Source organism: Aliivibrio sp. S10_S31 (genome assembly GCF_014694495.1).
In the GTDB taxonomy this organism is placed as follows: domain Bacteria; phylum Pseudomonadota; class Gammaproteobacteria; order Enterobacterales; family Vibrionaceae; genus Aliivibrio; species Aliivibrio fischeri.
This window is the reverse complement of record NZ_JAAUWR010000012.1, coordinates 21,231-40,788: the sequence shown is the minus strand read 5'-3', so window position 1 is coordinate 40,788 and position 19,558 is coordinate 21,231. Positions and strand designations below refer to the sequence as shown.

The 19,558-nt window shown below is 37.9% G+C and carries 16 protein-coding genes and 1 riboswitch; of the genes, 7 read left to right on the top strand and 9 right to left on the bottom strand.

Annotation, left to right across the window (positions count from 1 at the left end; translation table 11 throughout):
• The first annotated feature begins 353 nt into the window (after positions 1 to 353).
• Entirely contained in the window at positions 354 to 1,139 is a 786-nt protein-coding gene (locus tag HC728_RS11770; RefSeq protein WP_065622647.1) for a diguanylate cyclase, read from the top strand.
• Here the strand turns inward: HC728_RS11770 and thiD are convergent.
• The 6 genes from thiD to pspA form a co-directional block, all read right to left on the bottom strand.
• Positions 1,132 to 1,986: a bifunctional hydroxymethylpyrimidine kinase/phosphomethylpyrimidine kinase gene (thiD, locus tag HC728_RS11765; RefSeq protein ID WP_065604781.1), complete on the bottom strand. Its 855-nt coding sequence runs from the start codon at positions 1,984 to 1,986 to the stop codon at positions 1,132 to 1,134. The genes HC728_RS11770 and thiD overlap by 8 nt on opposite strands.
• A 102-nt stretch (positions 1,987 to 2,088) precedes the next feature.
• A riboswitch (TPP riboswitch) is annotated at positions 2,089 to 2,186 on the bottom strand.
• 53 nt (positions 2,187 to 2,239) lie between these two features.
• Positions 2,240 to 3,271 (bottom strand): YcjF family protein, encoded by a 1,032-nt coding sequence (locus tag HC728_RS11760; RefSeq protein WP_065597396.1) that lies wholly within the window; start codon positions 3,269 to 3,271, stop codon positions 2,240 to 2,242.
• Entirely contained in the window at positions 3,268 to 4,665 is a 1,398-nt protein-coding gene (locus HC728_RS11755) for a YcjX family protein (RefSeq protein WP_065594871.1), read from the bottom strand. Before HC728_RS11755 ends, HC728_RS11760 begins: the two co-directional genes overlap by 4 nt.
• Positions 4,666 to 4,760: 95 nt before the next feature.
• On the bottom strand, positions 4,761 to 5,147 hold the full coding sequence (gene pspC, locus HC728_RS11750) for an envelope stress response membrane protein PspC (RefSeq protein WP_017020301.1): 387 nt from the start codon (positions 5,145 to 5,147) through the stop codon (positions 4,761 to 4,763).
• The gene (pspB, locus tag HC728_RS11745) at positions 5,147 to 5,371 is read right to left on the bottom strand and encodes an envelope stress response membrane protein PspB (RefSeq protein WP_005422281.1); all 225 of its coding nucleotides are present in this window, start codon (positions 5,369 to 5,371) and stop codon (positions 5,147 to 5,149) included. Before pspB ends, pspC begins: the two co-directional genes overlap by 1 nt.
• A 63-nt stretch (positions 5,372 to 5,434) precedes the next feature.
• Positions 5,435 to 6,100 carry a phage shock protein PspA gene (pspA, locus tag HC728_RS11740; RefSeq protein ID WP_017020302.1) on the bottom strand — a complete coding sequence of 222 codons (666 nt, stop codon included), beginning with the start codon at positions 6,098 to 6,100 and terminating at the stop codon, positions 5,435 to 5,437.
• Between the two features lie 175 nt (positions 6,101 to 6,275).
• Here pspA and pspF point away from each other — a divergent pair, with 175 nt between their 5' ends.
• The 6 genes from pspF (at position 6,276) to HC728_RS11710 (ending at position 12,655) form a co-directional block, all read left to right on the top strand.
• Entirely contained in the window at positions 6,276 to 7,295 is a 1,020-nt protein-coding gene (gene pspF / locus HC728_RS11735; protein ID WP_017020303.1) for a phage shock protein operon transcriptional activator, read from the top strand.
• Positions 7,296 to 7,372: 77 nt separating this feature from the next.
• A complete protein-coding gene (sapA, locus tag HC728_RS11730) occupies positions 7,373 to 8,998 on the top strand; it encodes an ABC transporter substrate-binding protein SapA (RefSeq protein WP_017020304.1) in 1,626 nt (541 codons plus the stop codon).
• Positions 8,998 to 9,960 carry an ABC transporter permease subunit gene (locus HC728_RS11725; protein WP_017020305.1) on the top strand — a complete coding sequence of 321 codons (963 nt, stop codon included), beginning with the start codon at positions 8,998 to 9,000 and terminating at the stop codon, positions 9,958 to 9,960. Before sapA ends, HC728_RS11725 begins: the two co-directional genes overlap by 1 nt.
• Entirely contained in the window at positions 9,947 to 10,834 is an 888-nt protein-coding gene (sapC, locus tag HC728_RS11720) for a putrescine export ABC transporter permease SapC (RefSeq protein WP_005422273.1), read from the top strand. Before HC728_RS11725 ends, sapC begins: the two co-directional genes overlap by 14 nt.
• Positions 10,834 to 11,847 (top strand): oligopeptide/dipeptide ABC transporter ATP-binding protein, encoded by a 1,014-nt coding sequence (locus tag HC728_RS11715; RefSeq protein ID WP_065621857.1) that lies wholly within the window; start codon positions 10,834 to 10,836, stop codon positions 11,845 to 11,847. The genes sapC and HC728_RS11715 overlap by 1 nt, the downstream gene beginning before the upstream one ends.
• Complete coding sequence (locus tag HC728_RS11710) at positions 11,831 to 12,655, top strand: ATP-binding cassette domain-containing protein (protein WP_005422269.1); 825 nt, start codon at positions 11,831 to 11,833, stop codon at positions 12,653 to 12,655. Before HC728_RS11715 ends, HC728_RS11710 begins: the two co-directional genes overlap by 17 nt.
• Before the next feature lie 67 nt (positions 12,656 to 12,722).
• On the opposite strand, the gene HC728_RS11705 is transcribed toward HC728_RS11710, so the two are convergent.
• From HC728_RS11705 to torA, 3 genes are all read right to left on the bottom strand, one after another.
• Complete coding sequence (locus HC728_RS11705; protein WP_017020307.1) at positions 12,723 to 14,465, bottom strand: glycoside hydrolase family 36 protein; 1,743 nt, start codon at positions 14,463 to 14,465, stop codon at positions 12,723 to 12,725.
• A gap of 398 nt (positions 14,466 to 14,863) precedes the next feature.
• Positions 14,864 to 16,849: a methyl-accepting chemotaxis protein gene (locus HC728_RS11700; protein WP_017020308.1), complete on the bottom strand. Its 1,986-nt coding sequence runs from the start codon at positions 16,847 to 16,849 to the stop codon at positions 14,864 to 14,866.
• Between the two features lie 237 nt (positions 16,850 to 17,086).
• A complete protein-coding gene (gene torA, locus HC728_RS11695) occupies positions 17,087 to 19,549 on the bottom strand; it encodes a trimethylamine-N-oxide reductase TorA (protein ID WP_012534849.1) in 2,463 nt (820 codons plus the stop codon).
• Positions 19,550 to 19,558 lie beyond the last annotated feature (9 nt).

The window sequence follows — 19,558 nt, the reverse complement described above, 5'->3', positions numbered from 1 at the left end:
ATCTACATCTTTATTATAAGTTGCAGTAGACACATAATTATTATTTCATTTTATTATCAATTTTCATGCCAATAATTCACCAAAGAAATGTCATCACATCATGCCATTTACATTTACCTTACTTTTCTACAAGAAAAGAGTAATTGCCTTAAACATAGCTTTCTAACTTCACAAAATAATATTTGTTGATAACAAACGTCACTTATCGCATTTTTATTGCTAAATTACGCAAATAACTTCAACTTTGTTTCTATTATCCCCAATTTACCTAAACTTATCCTTTGTGAGCATTTATTTTTTAATGAAAACGAAGTATGGTATGTATATCAATACATTATTGAATGGTTCATTTCATGTTAGACAGAAAAAGTCCCCTAATCACCGCTTTTATACTACTTTTTGGTCTATCTTTATGTATTACCTTCTATCAAGAGCTTGGGTTTGAGTCATTAGCCGATCTCGGGTTTGAAGGCAGCACCCTCATTCTCTTAATTTATATATACCAAACCGCTTATTCTGTTTTTAAACCTCATCGATTTTTACTTATCGGTTCTTGGTTATTGCTATTCAATAAAGCCTACGATCTCTTAACTGAAGTTCCCCAAATTGAAGAATATGCCGATAGATTTGAAGTTATCGACACAATACTTGACGACGGCTCTCTATTTGTCGCTTTTGTATTTATCGCTATTGGTGTTACACACATGATGTCCGGCCTTATCAAGGCAAATAAAAAAGATGATTTAACTCAGTTATATAACCGTAAGAAATTATCCGAAATTCCATTCGACGAGTTCGATTTAATCTATTTTGATTTAAATGGTCTAAAGCTTGTTAATGACTTAAAAGGTCACTCTATTGGCGATCTTATGCTAATTAGATTTGCTCATGCTTTAAGATATGCCTGTCATCCAAAGGAAATGGCTTTACGTGTCGGAGGAGATGAATTCATAGCTATTACCCATAAAGGAAGAGCAAATAAATTTGTAGAACACGTGAATAAGCAACTCGAAAATGAGCAGATGAGCTTTGCATATGGAATTAAAACCACTAACCTAAATGACGTTGAAGCGGCTTTAATATCAGCAGACAAAGCGATGTATAAAATGAAAAAGAAACAGAAAAAGATAACTATCTAGAATAAAAATGATTCACAGGTCCATGCCCCTTACCTATATTTAACTTATCAGCATAAATAATCGCTTGAGTAATATATTCTTTCCCTAAGCTTACTGCATCTTGCAATTTATACCCTTGAGCTAGGTAAGATGCTATTGCCGATGATAAAGTACAACCAGTTCCATGAGTATTACGAGTGTTAATGCGTAGGTTCGATAAACGCTCTACCTTGTCAGAAAGAATGAGTAAATCTGTACTGTTTGTATCTTCTTCTAAATGCCCACCTTTTAATAAAACTGATTTTGCTCCCAATTGACGAAGTTCACTGATCATTGCGATCATTTCATCTTCATTTTTAGGAACTTTACCTCCCACTAATGCTGCTGCTTCAGGCAAGTTTGGAGTGATCACGTCAGCAAGGGGAAGAAGTTCAGATTTAAGGCTATCAATTGCAGATGCTTGAAGGAGTAAATCTCCACTAGTTGCTACCATAACAGGGTCAACCACTAGATATTGAGGTGCATATTGTTTAATTTTTTTAGCTACAGAATGAATAATATCTGAGTCACTCAACATTCCAACCTTAACACCTATTACATTCAAATCAGAAAAAACGGCATCAAGTTGTTGTTCAACAAATTCACCACTAATTGGATAAATTCCTGTTACCCCTTGAGTATTTTGGGCGGTTAATGCCGTAATCACAGAGCATGCATAACCCCCTGTAGCTGAAATAGCTTTAATATCGGCTTGAATACCAGCCCCACCACCACTATCAGAACCTGCAATGGTTAATACAATAGGAGTTGCTGCTAATTCATTTTCAATAGATGATTTAGAAGACGTTATTTCTGTGGATGTAGACATATTAATTTCCCTAACTGACGTTTAGGAAAAACAGTCAAATGAGATCACTCCTACGTATAAGCGTAAGCTCTCATCAAAAGAAACGGATCTAAAAAGATCGTGTCAAAAGGACCATTAGTTCCCTACGTCAGTACTAACTGAATCAGGTTCAACGGGTTCGCTATTGCGATCTCAGCCTATTGGCTCCCCGACTAATGAGCTCATACTATCATTAATTTATTTATAAATAGTATGATTTTTATGAAGATGTTAACTAGTTTGAATTTTGTGCACCTAACTTTGATACCAGTTGAGCAACAATCGTTTTACGCATATCTGATAATTTAGGTACTTCATCATTCATCCAAGGCAATGGACGCATTAAGTTCATGGTTTTCAAACCAAAACGAGCCGTAATTAAACCAATACCTAAACCTTGAGCTGCACGAGTTGATAATTTTCCAGCTAAACCAGTAGAAAGCATATCAACACCAACATCCGTTGCTATTTCTGTTGCTCCAGCAAAAGCCATATTTTGTAGAACCATTTTAAACAGACGCAAGCGGCCCCAATAGCCTAATTCAACCCCGTAAACTTCGGATACTTGCTCTATTAATCGAATATTACGCCATGCAACTAATAACATATCGACCACAGCTAAAGGGCTTAATGCAACCATTAGAGCAGATTCACCAGCATGCTTACTTATTAACGCTTTTGCTCGTTTATCTTGAACAGAGATAACCATACTGTCGTACATTTCAAATACTTCAGCATTGCTGTGATGTGGTTCAATAATATTTTGCCAGCGAGTATATTCAATAGGGTTAAGTTTTAAGTTTTTTCTAGCCAAACCTTCACAAAAAACCTTTGCTTGCCCTATACCATTACCATCAATCAGTTCAGTAACTTGCTCTTGAAGCTCTGCACGATCTTTTAACTTACGAAGTGTCAATAACTCTCGACCAATAGCTGTCACACCCAGTAATGCTGCAAAACTGATTAACCCAGCCCATCCTAATGAAAGAAAATCTGCCGATTGAATTGCAGTAATGACATGATCAATACTCTGCCAAAGCGTTAAACCTAAAAAACCAATAACCAGAGTCTTAATGCTCCAATGTGTTCCCTTTTTTATTAATGGCATTTCTATATCAGAGCTGTCTAACTCCTCTTCATCCTCTGTCTTTTGAGGAATAAATGTCACATTATCATTAAACAATTTTTGAGTGTTCAGCGCTTCAATTACATCTTGTTGTTTTAGTTCCTGCGATTGAAAAACACGCTGTTTTTTTAACTCACTCATATCAATTTATCTCCCAATAAGAACTGTATCGCTTTATCCATTCGAATATGCTGTAACGGTCTATCATTCTCATTTTTTAATGGCTGAAAACTCATAAAATTAAATGGTTCTGTTTCCCAGTACGCTTTACTTGGTATACGCTTTGGTACTTCTCCAGGAAACATCATCATTGGTTGTTGAGCTGTATTTATTCCAGAAATTGCCGCAAAGATCTCACCATCTTCATCAATCATTCCCGCAGTCGTTGCCTGAATAGAAGCAATACTCATGCACTCCATCTTAATTCCTTCATAAGCGGTTTCTTGCCATGTTTGATAAATCATTTGTTGAAGCAACGACACCATATTAGGGTGTTGTTCTGGAGTAACATGATCCGCTTTTGTTGCGGCAAATAATACCTTGTCTATTTTTGGCGAAAACAAACGCTTAAGTAATGAGCTCTTGCCATATTGAAAACTGTGCATTAATTGATCGATTGCTTGTCGCATATCATTAAATGAATTTTCCCCTGCATTTAATGGCTGCAGACAATCAACTAAAACAATCTGACGATCAAAATGGCGAAAGTGGTCGTTATAGAATTTTTTAACCACATTCTGTTGGTAATGCTTATAACGTTGCTTGAGCACAGCAATATTTGACCCTTTCTTTGCTTTTGCTAACTCTTCTTCTGTGTATTTATGTAAAAACATAAACGGAAAAAATTGCAAAACTGGCGCGCCAGCAAGCTCTCCAGGTAATACAAAGCGACCAGGTTGTACCCAATGCAGCCCCTTTTCATCTTTACAAGTGTGCAAATAATGAGTAAATGCATCAGCAATACGTGCCAATTGTTTTTCATCAACAGGTGCCAATGGATCTAACCGTTTCGCTTCTTGCAACCACGCCTCTGAAAGCACTTTTCGATGCCCAGTTAAATTAGCTTGCTGTTGCTTTGACCATGCTAAATAATCCATATCCAACAACGGCAGATCTAATAACCACTCACCGGGATAATCAACAATATCCACAAACAGAGTTGCGCTGTCCTGAAAATGCTTAAGCACCCCAGATTTAGGTTTAAATTTGATGGCTAAGCGTAGCTCACTAACGTCTCTTGTTGGTTCTGGCCAAGTTGGTGGATCAGATAAGAGTGAATCCATTCCGTCGTCATAAGTAAAGCTTGGAATAGATAAGTTAGATTGCGGAACTCGTTTGGCTCCAACCATTCGCCCTTCACGACTCGCAGATAACAAGGGTAGCTTGTCACTTGTAGAAGCATGCAGGCATTGATTAACTAAAGAGGTGATAAATGCAGTCTTACCTGCACGAGAAAGTCCTGTGACAGCCAATTTCACATGGCGATCCATACTACGACTAACCCATCTGTTCATTTCTTTAGCTAATTTACTCATTTATGGTTCTCACTTTATTCATTCATACAAAGTGGAGTGTACAGAACCTAATCTGAACACTCCATGAACAAGGTATTACTTTGTAATAAATAAGGTTATAAGTTACGAAACTCTTTACGTACTTTATATTCAGAAGAGGTTACATAACCTTCTATACGGCGAATTTTCTCTTCCATTCTTGCCATATCACGATCAACACGCTTAATTACCTCTGATGCAGATTGTCCTGCCTGCCATGGCTTACTTTTTACGGTGTGCTCACGATTTTCTTCTGCTCGGTAATACATTTCGACAGGTGCTTTATCCAAAAATAGCATCCCAGCGAAATACGCTAGCATAACTAAAAAGCCCGCACTAAAAAGCGCCGCGGAAACCACTAATATGCGTACAATCCAAGGTTCTACTCCAAAGTATTGGGCAATACCGGCGCATACTCCTCCAATTTTTCCGTTTCGAGTATCTCTATATAGCTCTCGTGACATTAGCGCTCCCTCCAGCTTGGGGACTCCGAATCTAGGATTTTCTCTAACGTTTCAATACGTTTTTGCATTTTATCTGCACGCTCTGTCATTGATTTCAGTAACTGGCCATCTTCGTATGACAAACCTTGGCCTGCTTTACCTTTATTTCGGTAATGCAAAAACAGCCATAAAGGTGCAACAAAAATAAAAAATACAGCCAATGGGAAAGCAAAAAAGCTACTCATTGTTTTCTCCTAAATAATTATTAACTCTCTACCCATTCAGATAATTGTTGCTTAGGTAGAAGACTATGCGTCTTTCTTCATTTGTTCTTTTAGACGCTCAATTTCTTTATCAATTTCATCTTGCGCTTGCAGTTCAGCAAACTCTTGTTCTAATGAATTTGTTTTTCCAACAGAGTAACTGTCAGCTTTAGCATCTAACTCATCAATTCGACGTTCATATTGCTCAAACTTAGCCATAGCACGTTCTGTCTTACCTGAATGTGTATGTGATTTTATGTCATTCCTATGCTGTGCAGTTTGTTGACGAATGACTAATGCTTGTTGTCTTGCTCTTGTTTCTGTCAGTTTAGTTTCTAACTCAATTAATTCTGCGCTCAGCTTCTCAATACTCTCTTCTACCAAAATAAATTCGGTTTTTAAGCTAGAAAGAATATCCTGAACTTTTTGTTTTTCAATTAATGCAGAACGCGCAAGGTCTTCTCTTTGTTTAAGCAATGCTAAACTGGCTTTATCTTGCCAATCTGCAACTTGTACTTCAATAGAACTAATTTTTCGAGTTAGCTCTTTTTTATCTGCCAGCGCTTTTGCAGATGCTGTGCGTACCTCAACTAACGTATCTTCCATCTCTTGAATGATCAAACGGATCATTTTTTCTGGATTTTCAGCCTTATCCAATAAAGAAGTTACATTAGAATTAACGATATCTGCAAAACGTGAAAAAATACCCATAATTGAATCCTCACTAAATAAACGATTTTGCTTTTAATATAGCTATTACACAATGCATGCCACTTTTTTACTCTATAAAAATCAACAATTTATTTAAAATTGACCACACAACAAAAATAAGTCATGATTAAAACCACTACTTTTTGGTCAAAACAACCATAGAAATGGAGATCTGATGAGGAAAGACAGTTTAGTTGGGGAATCTGATGCATTCTTATCTGCACTAGACCATGCCTCACAATTAGCGACAATTGATAGACCGATACTGATCCTTGGTGAAAGAGGCACAGGTAAAGAGTTAATTGCTCAGCGTTTGCATTTTTTATCTAGACGCTGGGATGAGCCATTAATCAGTTTAAATTGCGCAGCTCTAAACTCTGGAACTCTCGATTCGGAACTTTTCGGCCACGATGCAGGATCTTTTACGGGTGCAAAACAACGTCATCAAGGTCGATTTGAACGTGCCGATGGCGGCTCTTTATTTCTAGATGAACTCACCACCGCTCCTCTTACTGTACAAGAAAAACTACTTAGAGTGATTGAGTATGGTGAATATGAACGAGTTGGTGGCTCACAAACATTAAAAGCCAATGTTCGTCTAATTTGTGCTACTAATCAAAACCCTCAAGAGATGATTAATGAGAAAAAATTTCGATCAGATCTATTAGATAGGCTCTCGTTTGATGTCATTCATCTGCCACCACTCCGATACCGTGAAAACGATGTTTTATTACTTGCAGAACACTTTGCAATCAAAATGTGTCAGGAAATGAATCTGACTTATTTCGCTGGTTTTTCGCATCAAGCTAAACATCAAATTTTAGATTATGACTGGCCAGGTAATGTTCGCGAACTTCGTAATTGTATTGAACGAGCGGTATTTAAACATAACCATGAAGAAGCTCAGATAGAATCCATTCAAATAAATCCATTTATTGCACCTTGGGAAAATGCGCCAATAAAAAATTCTTCAACTATAATCAACAAGACGGTAACGCAAGATAGCAAACCATCTTTACCTTTGAATCTAAAGCAATTTCAATTAGATCAAGAAAAAGAATTACTGCAACAAGCATTAGCTGAAACACAGTACCACCAACGAAAAGCTGCTGAAGAATTAGGCATTACTTACCATCAATTTCGTGGATTATTAAAAAAACATCAACTCTTGACCACAATCAAGGGATATTCTTAGATATTTAAGTGCAGAACCAGTCACTTGGGTATAAAATGGCAGGTTCATTAATTTAAATCGATAAAACTACGGTCATTATGAAGATTATTGCGCGCCTACTCATAGCTGCTACTGGATTATTTAATCTAACGGCTTGTTATGATGCGGGGATCAAACAAACGATTCATGACACAGGATTCATTTATTGTGAATCTGGAAATGTGGATTTTTTCAACCCACAGATTTCTGACGGCAACAGCATTCTTGAGGCCATAAGTGCTCAAGTTTATGACCGTTTGCTTATCATAGATCCTGTTACGCAAAAACCTTCAGCTAACCTCGCTACCTCTTGGCAGGTTGATGATACGGGTACAGTTTATACATTTGATTTAAAACAAAATGTTGAATTCCAGACAACCGAATGGTTTACTCCATCCCGAGCTTTAACGGCTAATGATGTAGTATTCAGTTTTAATCGAATCTTAGATAAAAATAACGCATTTCATAACGTTAATTCGGGGAACTACCCTTGGTTTAACAGTATAAACTTTTCTCAAATGGTTTCGTCGGTTGAAGCAGTCACACCTCACCAAGTACGATTCATTTTATCAACACCAGATAACACCTTTTTATCGGTTCTCGCTGCAAGCTATGCCGTTATTCATTCAGAAGAATACGCACAACAATTAGCAGCAATAGACGAAAAAGCATTAATTGATATTAACCCAGTAGGTACCGGTCCATTTAAGTTGGCTCAATTCCAAAAAAGTGAATTAGTTCGCTTAAAACGTCATGATGAATATTGGCAAGGCCCAGCAAACATGTCTCAAGTTGTTTTTGATATTTCTAGCAGAGGGACAGGCTCTTTAGCAAAACTGCTGCGCCAAGAGTGCGATGTTGTTGCCAATCCAATATCAAGCCAGCTACCAATCATTATTGATAATGATGCATTGACTTTATACTCACAGACAGCAATGAATGTCGCTTATATCGCAATTAATATGCGAGAGCCTATATTACAAGATCAGCGAGTGCGAAAAGCGCTCAGTTTTGCTATCGATCGTTCTAGTTTAATTAATTCGGTTTATTACAATTCAGGCATTGAAGCAAAATCCATTTTACCTCCCGCATCATGGGCTTATGGTAACGACAATTCACACATTCGCTATGATCTCAATTACGCTAAAGGTTTGTTACGTGAGGCTGGCATTAAAGATGGGCTAGAGCTCACCATGTGGGTTCCACTGGATAATAACTCATACAATCCAAGTCCGAAAAAATCTGCAGAAATTATTCAAAGTGACTTTGCAAAATTAGGCATAAATTTAAAGCTGATCACCTCTGATATTTTAAATTCAAATGAACTAAAAGATGCTGATGTTGATTTGGTACTTACTGGCTGGAATGCAAACAGCTCAGATCCTGATTCATTACTTAGACCGTTACTTTCGTGTGATGCAAAACAAGCGGGTTTTGGTGTTGCAAACTGGTGTAACGAAGAATTTGATTTGTTATTAGATTTAGCTAAAGAAACAAATCAACCAAGATACCGTATTAATATTTATCGCCAAATCCAAAACGTATTGAGTGAAGAATTACCCGTTATCCCTCTGGCGCACGGTGTTAAATATCAAGCAAATCAATCTTCTTTAACAGGCTTCACATTAAGCCCTTTTAATACTTACTCTTTCCATAATGTTGTTAGAGTTAAGGAGTTGAACTAATGTGGATTTATACCATTAGACGCTTTAATTTATTTATTATTACCCTATTCATTTTAACTCTGATTGGTTTTAATATTTTACGTCTAGATGAGGCATCAGCTTGGGCACAGACACCTTTTCTATCTGGCTGGTTAACGTATCTTGGTCAACTATTAAATGGTAATTTAGGTGTAAATCAATATGGCGTAGATATGCTTGATGAAATACTTCGAGTGTTTCCTGCCACTATCGAACTTTGCTTCTTTGCTTTCTTTATTGCACTAATTATAGGTACGCCGATTGGTACTATTGCCGGAATGCGTAGAGGTAAACCTTTAGACACACTAATATCATCAATCGCATTAGTTGGCTATTCAATGCCTCTGTTCTGGATTGCTTTATTAGTATTAATGTTTTTTAGCTTACAGCTAGGCGTCACTCCAGTTGCAGGACGTTACAGCTTATTGTATGAATTCGATGCTAAAACAGGATTTGCCTTCATTGATGTGCTTACCTCAAAATCGCCTTATCGAGCAGAAATGCTTGAGAACATTATTCAGCATTTGATTTTGCCAACATTAGTGCTTTCCATTGCACCAATGACCGAGGTTGTCCGCTTGATGCGTTCATCGGTTGCTACGGTGATTACACAAAACTACATCAAAGTTGCGCATACTAAAGGCTTATCTAAATTTGAAATAATGGTCAAACACATTATTCGTAATGCCTTACCTCCAATTATTCCAAAATTAGGGGTTCAATTATCTGGCTTGTTTACCGCTGCGATCTTAACTGAATCGATTTTTAATTGGCCTGGGGTTGGACGTTGGTTACTCGATTCCATCATTAATCAAGACTTTGTCGCCATTCAGGCTGGCGTAATTACTGTTGCGTCGTTCATTTTATTAGCCAACATTTTATCTGATTTACTGGGTGCAGCAGTTAACCCGTTAGTAAGGAAAGAGTTCTATGCTCTCAAATAGTGTTTATCAAGAAGAACATATCCCTACTCAAATGGAACGTTTCTGGTTGAGTTATCGAGCAAATTCACTCGCAATGTTCGGTTTTTGGTGCTTATTACTGATTGTAATTATCACAATCACCTCTCCATGGCTGAGTCCATATGACCCACAATGGCAATCAGATTATTTGCTGATGCCTCCATCATGGAGCTCTGAAGGGGATGTTATCTTTTTCTTAGGTACAGATGATCTAGGTAGAGACATCTTGTCACGATTACTCATGGGTTCACAATTAACCTTTGGTTATGCGGTTATCGTTGCCTTACTATCGGGTTTTGTTGGCTGTGTAATTGGTATTTTTGCAGGTATGACAAAAGGATTGTTATCCAGTACGTTAAACCACCTACTCGATACCATTTTATCTATCCCATCCCTATTGCTTGCAATCATTTTCGTGGCATTTTTAGGGTTTGGTGAGTTTAATATTTTATTAGCTATTTGGCTCGCGCTTATCCCACGCTTTGTTCGAGCTGTTTATACGGCTGTTCATAGTGAAGTTGAAAAAGATTATATTCTCGCAGCTCGATTAGATGGTGCAAACAACTTCTATCTTTTATGGAATTCCATATTACCTAATATTCTGGTTGTAATGGTTGCTGAAATGACACTGGCGATCTCTGTTGCAATTTTAGATATCACCGCATTAGGTTTCCTTGGTTTAGGGGCACAAGCACCGAGTCCTGAATGGGGGGCCATGTTAGGTGATTCTATTGAATTAATTTATACCGCTCCATGGACAGTAACATTACCCGGTATTGTGATTACCTTTACCGTTATTATCATTAACCTAGTTGGTGATGGTATTCAACGAGCGTTAAATGCGGGGACAGAATAATGCCGTTATTAGATATTCGTCATTTAACCATTGAGCTAGAAACACCGCAAGGTATGGTGAAAGCGGTAGACCGCATGAGTTTAACCTTAAATGAAGGTGAAATTCGTGGTCTTGTAGGTGAATCAGGTTCAGGGAAATCTCTTGTAGCTAAAGCTATTTTAGGTATTACTAAAGATAACTGGAAAATCAGTGCAGACCGCATGCACTTAGGTAATATTGATTTATTAGCTCTATCTCCTAAAGAGCGACGTCGTGTTATCGGGCGTGAAATGGCAATGATTTTCCAAGAGCCATCAACCTGTCTTGATCCATCAGAACAAGTGGGTAATCAATTAAAAGAAGCTATCCCTTCTAAATATTTTACAGGTAGTTGGTGGCAACGGTGGAATTGGCGAACGAAAGGCGCAATAGCCCTACTCCACAAAGTTGGTATCAAAGATCATAAACGTATTATGAAGTGCTACCCATACGAACTGACAGATGGTGAGTGCCAAAAAGTAATGATCGCAATGGCAATTGCCAACAAACCACGGATCTTAATTGCTGATGAACCGACCGATGAATTGGATGCTGTGACACAGTCACAAATATTTCGCTTACTAAGTCGAATGAATCAGGTTAACAACACGACAATTTTATTAATCAGTCATGATTTAATTACCCTCACTCAATGGGTAGATAGAATTACGGTGATGTATTGCGGCCAATCTGTAGAATCAGCTTGCCGTAAAGATATCCTTGAAGCGCCAAAACACCCATATACCAACGCACTGCTTCGTGCTATGCCTGATTTTAGTAAAGATGGGATCCCACATAAAGCTAAATTGGAATCACTGCCTGGCACAATTCCGCCTCTGCAACATTTACCCATTGGCTGTCGTCTTGGACCTCGTTGTCCATATGCACAACGTAAATGTGTTCAAGTACCAGAAAGACAAAAAGTGAAAGATCACAAATTTAGCTGCCATTTCCCATTAAATTTTGAGGAGAAGAAGAATGACTGCGCTTCTTGAGGTTACTGATCTTAAAAAAGACTATGTATTTCGTACTGGATTATTTCGCAAACAAGTACGTGAAGCCGTTAAACCTGTTAGCTTTTCTTTAGAAGCGGGACAGACTCTTGGGTTTATTGGAGCGAATGGCTCAGGTAAATCCACACTTGCTCGTATGTTAGCTGGAGTTGTTGAACCAACATCAGGGATAATCAAAGTTAATGGTGAAGTATTGGATTACAAAGACTTTCAAACTCGCTGTAAACTGATTCGAATGATTTTTCAGGATCCAAACTCCTCATTAAATCCTAGAATTCAAATTGGCCGAATTTTAGAAGGTCCGTTAAAACGTAATACCAGCATGCCACCAGAAGCACGTCAACAACGAGTAAAAGACACCTTGCTTCGTGTAGGCTTATTACCTGAGCATGCTTATTTTTACCCACAAATGCTTGCTACAGGTCAAAAACAACGTGTTTGTTTGGCTCGTGCATTAATTCTTCAGCCATCAATTATCGTTGCTGATGAAGCGTTAAACGGCTTAGATATGGCAATGCGTTCTCAAATCATTAATTTATTTTTGGAACTGCAACAAGAAATGGCCATTTCATTTATTTATGTATCACAGCACATTGGTGTAGTGAAACACATTACCGACAAAGTAATGGTGATGCATGAAGGAGAAGTTGTTGAAAAAGGTCCAACACAAGAGATCTTTTCTAATCCTCAACATTCAATCACACAACGCCTTTTAGAAAGCCATTTTGATGCTCCAACTCACGATAGAAAACAACGCATCAGCGCTGCGACACCAAAAATTGAGTGTTGATATACATAAATAGCCTGTATCTAACTAAATGATTACAGGCTATAAACTACGTCAACCTAACTTCTTATTATGAGGAAGAAACTAAAATAGCTTTACTGTTCAATCCACTCTCTAAAGTTAAAATTAGCATCTGGGTAGGTTCTTCATTTAACTGCTCCCCTGTCCAGAAATCTCGCCAAATAGATGGCTGATCAGCAACAAGGGTGTGTTCCATTGCTTCATCATCATAGTTAAATAGACAATGCAATTCATGCTGATGATTGAGTGTTAATGTGCAATGCTTATTACTCAATGAAGTAAACTGAGCCGCCTCTTGAGTTAAACGAAGACGAGACAAAATATTCTTCCATGTTTTCTTTGCGAACTTATTCAAATCTGGTAACGGATCACCAGACAGTGCAAGTCCACCAGAAGCTAAAATCACATTTCGGTGAAATTCATAATATTTTCGTTCAGTCCCTTGATTAGACAATGAGATCAACGTGACACAATCAGGATCGATTTGCCACAATTTACGGTGCTGCCAGCTACGATAAAATGTCTCTTTTGCTATCTGTTCAAAACGTTGAGGGTTACGTTCGACATCATCAGAAACTCGCATTGCATCAACTAAACCCAACGATGGCCACATTGGCGCATTACAGCCAAGAACTAACGCATCACCAGCCCCATTTGTAATCGCTTGCATACCTAATCGATATGCCTCAATGCCCGTAATCCCAGATTGTATTCGCTTACCTTTTAGCGTTCCCCAGTAGTTAGCATCCAATTTAAACAGTTCTACTCCCCACTCTTCCTTCATGGTGTGGATAACTTCTGTCAAATGAATTTGAACTTCTTGTTTTGAAGTATCAAGGATATACCAAGGCGTACAACGCCAACCGCCATAAGTAATATCTTCCGCTTTTAATAATTCACCATTTTCGTGATGAACAAACCAATCTGGATGATTTTTAAAAATGTCTGATTCAGGTTGTGCAATAAATGGAGCTATCCAAATAGCCGGTTTCTTTCCTTTCGCTTTTATATCTTGTAAAAGCGCTTTGATACCATTAGGAAATTTATCTGAAGGCGTTAACCAGTCTCCCATGAAGGCTTGATATCCATCATCAAGAAGCACCCACTCAAATTCAGAGTCTTTTTGGCACATGACCTCAACATTATCTATGACATTTTTCTCTGTAACGTCTGCATAGTAGGCGTACCATGAGCACCAGCCAATTGGAGCATCTTGTTTTACTCCTGGTCGAATTGGGTGCTGCTGTTGTACTTTGGCTGCATAAAGCTCATATAACTCAGCTAAAGAGTCAGCCTTAATAACCGTTAATGACTCCATTCGATTACTGGCCCAATCTTGCGGATGAGTAAATTCACCATCAAGAAATGCCATTACATTCATTGCTCCTTGATATTCATGTATCTCGAAATAACCAGCAAATCGATAACAAGAAGTAAAACCAAAGAGAGTAAATCCGTCTGATTGTTCAATCACTAAATAATTATAAAATCTTTTTTTTGCGCGATCCGAATAAATTCGATAACTAGGGCTATTATCAGGACAGCGGCCGATCTCTTGTGGTGAGTCGACTTTTCCGCCTGTCTGAGCAAGCATTTGAAAACCATCACCCAAAATTTTTGCATCGTGCTCTAATTGGGTTGGAAATTGCAGAATAAGATAATGATCATTAATTGGAAGATTATGAATACCTGAAAAATGCATCGATATTTGATCATTTTGGAATTCATAAATTAAATCGGTTTGTACCGGGATACTTTCTTGTCCACATAAGAAAAATAGTGGGTTCATCATTCACTTCCTAGTGTTGACTGCTGTATTAACTAAAATCAGATAATTCTGTAATTTGCATAGAATACTACTATTAAGAATACAATCAACAAGAACAAATAAAAGTGAAAGTCTTGATGGTTATTAGTATTAATTATATGAATTACATCAACAATAGAGAGTGGTTATTTTACTTTTTTAGGTAGCCTTACCCCATCAAATTTAGCGTTAATTATTACAGTTCAAGCTCAAATATAATTAATATATATTCGATTTCTTCATCTGTAAGCCCTAAAGCCAGCAATGATTCTTTGCTAACAGTCGTAATATAATCGTTGTTTATATTATTCATAATGATTCCAAAGAATGTTAATCAATAAGATGAGGAGCAGACAACCTTAGCTGCCTGCTCGGTTTTCGCGTTATAATTTAAAGAACAATAGTTGTTCTCTTTGATTCTCCGATAACTCTGACAAGTGTTGACTTGCTTGAGTTGACTCTTTGATCCCTTCAACATTTTGACTGATAGTCTCAGTGATCATATTTACATTTTCGCTAATCGATTCAATTGCACGGTTTTGTTCATTCGCCGCTGTAGCCATCTCTGAATTCGTAACAGAAATGAGCTCAATTGACTCTGAGATATTAAGCAATTGATTATTTGTATCAATGCTCATTTGAGCTGTTTGATGAATCATGTCTATCGATTGATTTACTGATTCAACAACATTCAATGATTTTTGTTGTAGCTCATTAATGATATTTTGAATGTTCTGAGTTGATTGCTGTGTCTTTGCCGCTAATACACGAACTTCATCTGCAACAACCGCGAATCCACGACCACTTTCCCCTGCTCGTGCCGCCTCTATCGCCGCATTCAGAGCAAGTAAGTTCGTCTGTTCAGAGATTGAATCAATCACTGTAATAACTTCGCTAATACGATCTGTCTGATCTTTAAGTATCATCACCTCGCCAGAGGTTGCATCCATTTGAGAAGCTAAATCTTGGCTTAATTTTACGCCTTCAGAAGCAGAACGAGCGCCATCACGGCTCATGGTCAATACTTCTTTTGCTTTCGCATCTGCTTGGTTAGCAGATTCATCTACCTGATTTGCGGATGCAGCTAATTGCGTAATTGCAGTTGCGATCAAATCAACCTGAGATTTTTGATCTGAGGCATTAGCTTCACTTTGTACCATGATTGCTGCTAGTTCTGTTGATGAAGAAGAGACTTCCTCTCCAACATTTCGTAGATTACTTATCATTTCTTGCAAACGAATGACAGTGCCGTCAGTATTTTTACATAGCTCACCAATTTCATTATCACTTGATTGCTCATTTAATGAATCTAAGCGACCTTCTGAAATATCAGACATTTGTTTCTGCAGTATTAAAATCGGTCTTGTCACTATTTGCGCAATAAATATTCCGATAATCAACGAAATAATAACCGTAATCGTAATTGCCATTAATAATAGATTCTGGCTTTCTGATATTAATTGCATGTTATGATCTGAAATTTTTCCATTCATTTCAGTTAAACGATTTTTCTCATCATTTAGCTCTTGATAAATAAGACTACCAAGTTCAGTCAATGCTTTCTTGTTTTTATTAATATCAGCCGTTGCATTCCATAAAGACATATTTAATTCTGATTGAACCTTAAATGCGGCAACCAGAATCTCTTTCGCTTTTTTATTTTCTAACGGTGCAATTAATTTTGCTAGTGCTTCAAAATCTTTCTCAACAAGTTCAATTCTTGGTGTCTTACTTACTGATGTATATAAATCATCATTAAATAAAGACGTCATTTGAATTTCAATTTTAGCAGCTCGACTATAAACCTCAGGAACAACCTTGCTCCAATACTGCTTTGATTCTTCACTTTGAGATGCCGTGAAAATTAGTTCACTTGCTTGTTGAATAGGCGTTGTTAAATACAGTGAATTACCCCATTCCTCTATTTTTGCATCATTAGATTTAGAAATGTTTTCAGCATATTTTTTATAGCTGTTAAGCTGAGAAATCAATACGTTGACTTCAGTTTGAAGTTGTTCAGGTGTTTTAACCGCAGCTTTCATTTCTTGTAGCTTACGCTGTTCTTCTACCATACTTTTAAAATTGGCACTAAGTTCAGCGATAATTCCATCAAAATCAATTGATTTTAATACTTCATAATTAGTGAAGCCTGAAGATACACTTAATCGTAAGAAAAGAAGACGTGATTCTGCAATTGAAACATTGCTCAATTGAAGGCTACGATGATCAGAAATCTGAACGTTTCTGTTTGTTGACTCTAATTTAAAGTTAACCAGATAAATCGCTACCACCATGACTATAATGGTTGCTAATACAGGGACTAATATTTGATATTTTGTTTTTAGATTAGTTAATAATTTGTGTGACATTCTTGCTATATCCTGCACATTTCACGCAATGTGAAATTCCGGCGAGAGAATAATACAAGTTTATGATTTCTCATAGAGAAATAACACGAGTTTAGAAAAAAAACGGCATTAGATAAGTTCTATGAATATATTATTTAGTTATCAATTTAACTTGGATATATATATTATAAATCATGAATTATATATATAAAAAAAGCACCTAAATTAGGTGCTTTTTAATATTATTTATTATTATGATTATTCGATAATAATTGGGCCACCGAATGACGTTACTGGTGGAACTTTACCTGTGAACTTCTCATAATCAACCAAACATGTGTTTGCAGATGTCGCCTGAGCTAGCTCAGATGATGGGATATCTTGCGTTAATGTGTTTGGATCACCGTAAGTACAAATAGCACCTACTTTCTCGTTCAATGGACCGTACCATGCACCTTCTTCAATACGGATAACACCACGAGGGTAGCTATCAGTTAGAACAGCACCAGCTAGTAGTTGACCACGATCGTTAAATACGCGTACTAAATCACCATCTTTGATGCCTTTTTCTTTAGCATCTTGTGGGTTTAAGTATACCGGCTCACGACCTTGAACTGTGTAAGTTGCACGGAACTCTTCTGAATCACACATTTGTGAGTGCAGACGTTTGTCAGGGTGACAAGATTGCATCCAGAATGGGTGTTTCTTAGAACCAGGACCACCATGTGAACGTTCTGATTTTTCGAACCACATTGGGTGACCTTGACAGTGCTCATAACCGAAACGTTCAATCTTACGACTTGAAATTTCGATGAAGCCTGATGGTGTACCTAATGCGTTAACTTCTGGATCTTCACGGAACGCAGCATGACGTACCCATGGCTTACCTTCACCGAAATCTAGAACGCCTTTTTCCCAGAACTCATCAAACTCAGGCATTTCAAATTTGCCTTCGTTCGCTGTGCGACATTCTGCATAAAGTGAACGGATCCACTCCATTTCATCCATACCACGAGTATATTCTTTATGACGGCCAAAACGACGTGTTAGCTCAGTCATGATCTCGAAGTCTGATTTTGATTGATACAGAGGATCAACCAGTTTATGCATTGCAATTAGACCACGTGCAGAGTATGAACCGTATTGGTCAATATCATTACGTTCCCATTGCGTACACGCTGGTAGCACGATGTCTGAGAAACGACATGTTGCAGTCCAAGTGAAATCAATTGTCACAACCGTTTGAAGTTTTTGGAACGCTTTCTTCATACGGTTACGATCTTGGTGGTGATGCCAAGGGTTGTTACCAGAGATAACCATCATTTTGAAATCAGGTAGTACAACTTTAGAACCGTTGTAACGGATCTCTTTACCTGGCTCTAATAGACAGTCGATCCAACGAGCAACAGGAATTGTACTGCTGTAACCGTTGTAGTCATTGTTATTCCACTTAGGCTCATGACCTTGGTCCACGTTACGTGGGAAACCGCCAGGACCAGAGAATCCTGTTGATGGAACACCAACACTTGAGTAGTGGTGACTATAAGATACACCACCACCAGCTAGACCGATTTGACCAGTCATTGCTGATAGAACTGTACCCATCCAGTATGGTTGTTCACCGTGTTGTTGACGTTGAATACACCAGCCAAATAGGATCTGTGTACGGCCAGTAGACATCATTTTCGCGAATTCACGAATTTGCTCTGGTGATACACCACAGATTTCAGCAGCCCACTCAGGAGTTTTAACTACTTTATCTTTAGTCTCACCTAGTACGTATTGCATGAACTCATCAAAACCTAAACAGTAAGTTTCAATGAACTTCTTATCGTACATATCTTCTGTGTATAGCGTGTAAGCTACAGCCAGCATGAACGCCACATCAGATTGTGGGTTAATGTACATGTGGTCATTCTGTAGGTAACGCTGTGTTTTGTTCTTAACCGGGTCAACAGAAAGTACGTTGATCTCACCTTTCGCTACTTTTTCTTTAAGTTGCTCAAGATATTCGTAAGATTCATGAGTTTCACAGTTCCAACCTACTTGTAAGTTTTTAACTGGATCCGTTGCCCATAAGATAATGTTGTCTGAGTGTTTTAGGATCTCAGACCAAGATGTACCTTGTGCGTAAACTTCTGTAGAACCAAGTACGTATGGCATGATCGTTTGACCTGCACCCGTAGAGTAGTCACCTACTTTCTTGATGAAGTTACCGTGCATACCAACGGCACGTTGCATTTGAGCTGTACAGTTGTGGAAAGAACCTGTTTGGTTCCAACCTGTTTGACCTGCGTGTAGAGCCCATGGACCGTAGTCTTTTTGAACGCGCTCTAATTCTCGGTAGAAAAGGTCTAGTGCTTCATCCCAAGTTACACGGATAAAACGGTTGTTACCACGAGTCTCAGCTGAGTACTTGTGTTTTTTCAACCAATCAAGACGAACCATTGGGTAACGTACACGGCTTGGGCTGTAGATAATACCTTTGATACCATTCAACATATCTGTTGGGTATTTATCTAATTCAATTGCTTTAAGCTCTTGAACTTTACCACCATAGATGTGTGCACGGAATGCACCCCAGTGAGAACCAGATGTACGCCATGTACCTGTAGTTTCAGCTGCATTTGCTTTTGAAGACATTAGTAGGCTTGGACCTACTAAAGATACTGCACTTGTTGTTGCAACACCTTTTAGAAAACTTCTTCTGCTAATAGACATATTCTATCT

Bases quoted from the DNA above. Each gene is read 5' to 3' on its own strand.
- HC728_RS11760 (WP_065597396.1), bottom strand. From the start codon at position 3,271: ATGAGTGAGTTAAAAAAACAGCGTGTTTTTCAATCGCAGGAACTAAAA.
- HC728_RS11770 (WP_065622647.1), top strand. From the start codon at position 354: ATGTTAGACAGAAAAAGTCCCCTAATCACCGCTTTTATACTACTTTTT.
- HC728_RS11755 (WP_065594871.1), bottom strand. From the start codon at position 4,665: ATGAGTAAATTAGCTAAAGAAATGAACAGATGGGTTAGTCGTAGTATG.
- HC728_RS11715 (WP_065621857.1), top strand. From the start codon at position 10,834: ATGCCGTTATTAGATATTCGTCATTTAACCATTGAGCTAGAAACACCG.
- pspB (WP_005422281.1), bottom strand. From the start codon at position 5,371: ATGAGTAGCTTTTTTGCTTTCCCATTGGCTGTATTTTTTATTTTTGTT.
- HC728_RS11725 (WP_017020305.1), top strand. From the start codon at position 8,998: ATGTGGATTTATACCATTAGACGCTTTAATTTATTTATTATTACCCTA.
- sapA (WP_017020304.1), top strand. From the start codon at position 7,373: ATGAAGATTATTGCGCGCCTACTCATAGCTGCTACTGGATTATTTAAT.
- pspF (WP_017020303.1), top strand. From the start codon at position 6,276: ATGAGGAAAGACAGTTTAGTTGGGGAATCTGATGCATTCTTATCTGCA.
- sapC (WP_005422273.1), top strand. From the start codon at position 9,947: ATGCTCTCAAATAGTGTTTATCAAGAAGAACATATCCCTACTCAAATG.
- pspA (WP_017020302.1), bottom strand. From the start codon at position 6,100: ATGGGTATTTTTTCACGTTTTGCAGATATCGTTAATTCTAATGTAACT.
- thiD (WP_065604781.1), bottom strand. From the start codon at position 1,986: ATGTCTACATCCACAGAAATAACGTCTTCTAAATCATCTATTGAAAAT.
- HC728_RS11700 (WP_017020308.1), bottom strand. From the start codon at position 16,849: ATGTCACACAAATTATTAACTAATCTAAAAACAAAATATCAAATATTA.
- pspC (WP_017020301.1), bottom strand. From the start codon at position 5,147: ATGTCACGAGAGCTATATAGAGATACTCGAAACGGAAAAATTGGAGGA.
- HC728_RS11710 (WP_005422269.1), top strand. From the start codon at position 11,831: ATGACTGCGCTTCTTGAGGTTACTGATCTTAAAAAAGACTATGTATTT.
- torA (WP_012534849.1), bottom strand. From the start codon at position 19,549: ATGTCTATTAGCAGAAGAAGTTTTCTAAAAGGTGTTGCAACAACAAGT.
- HC728_RS11705 (WP_017020307.1), bottom strand. From the start codon at position 14,465: ATGATGAACCCACTATTTTTCTTATGTGGACAAGAAAGTATCCCGGTA.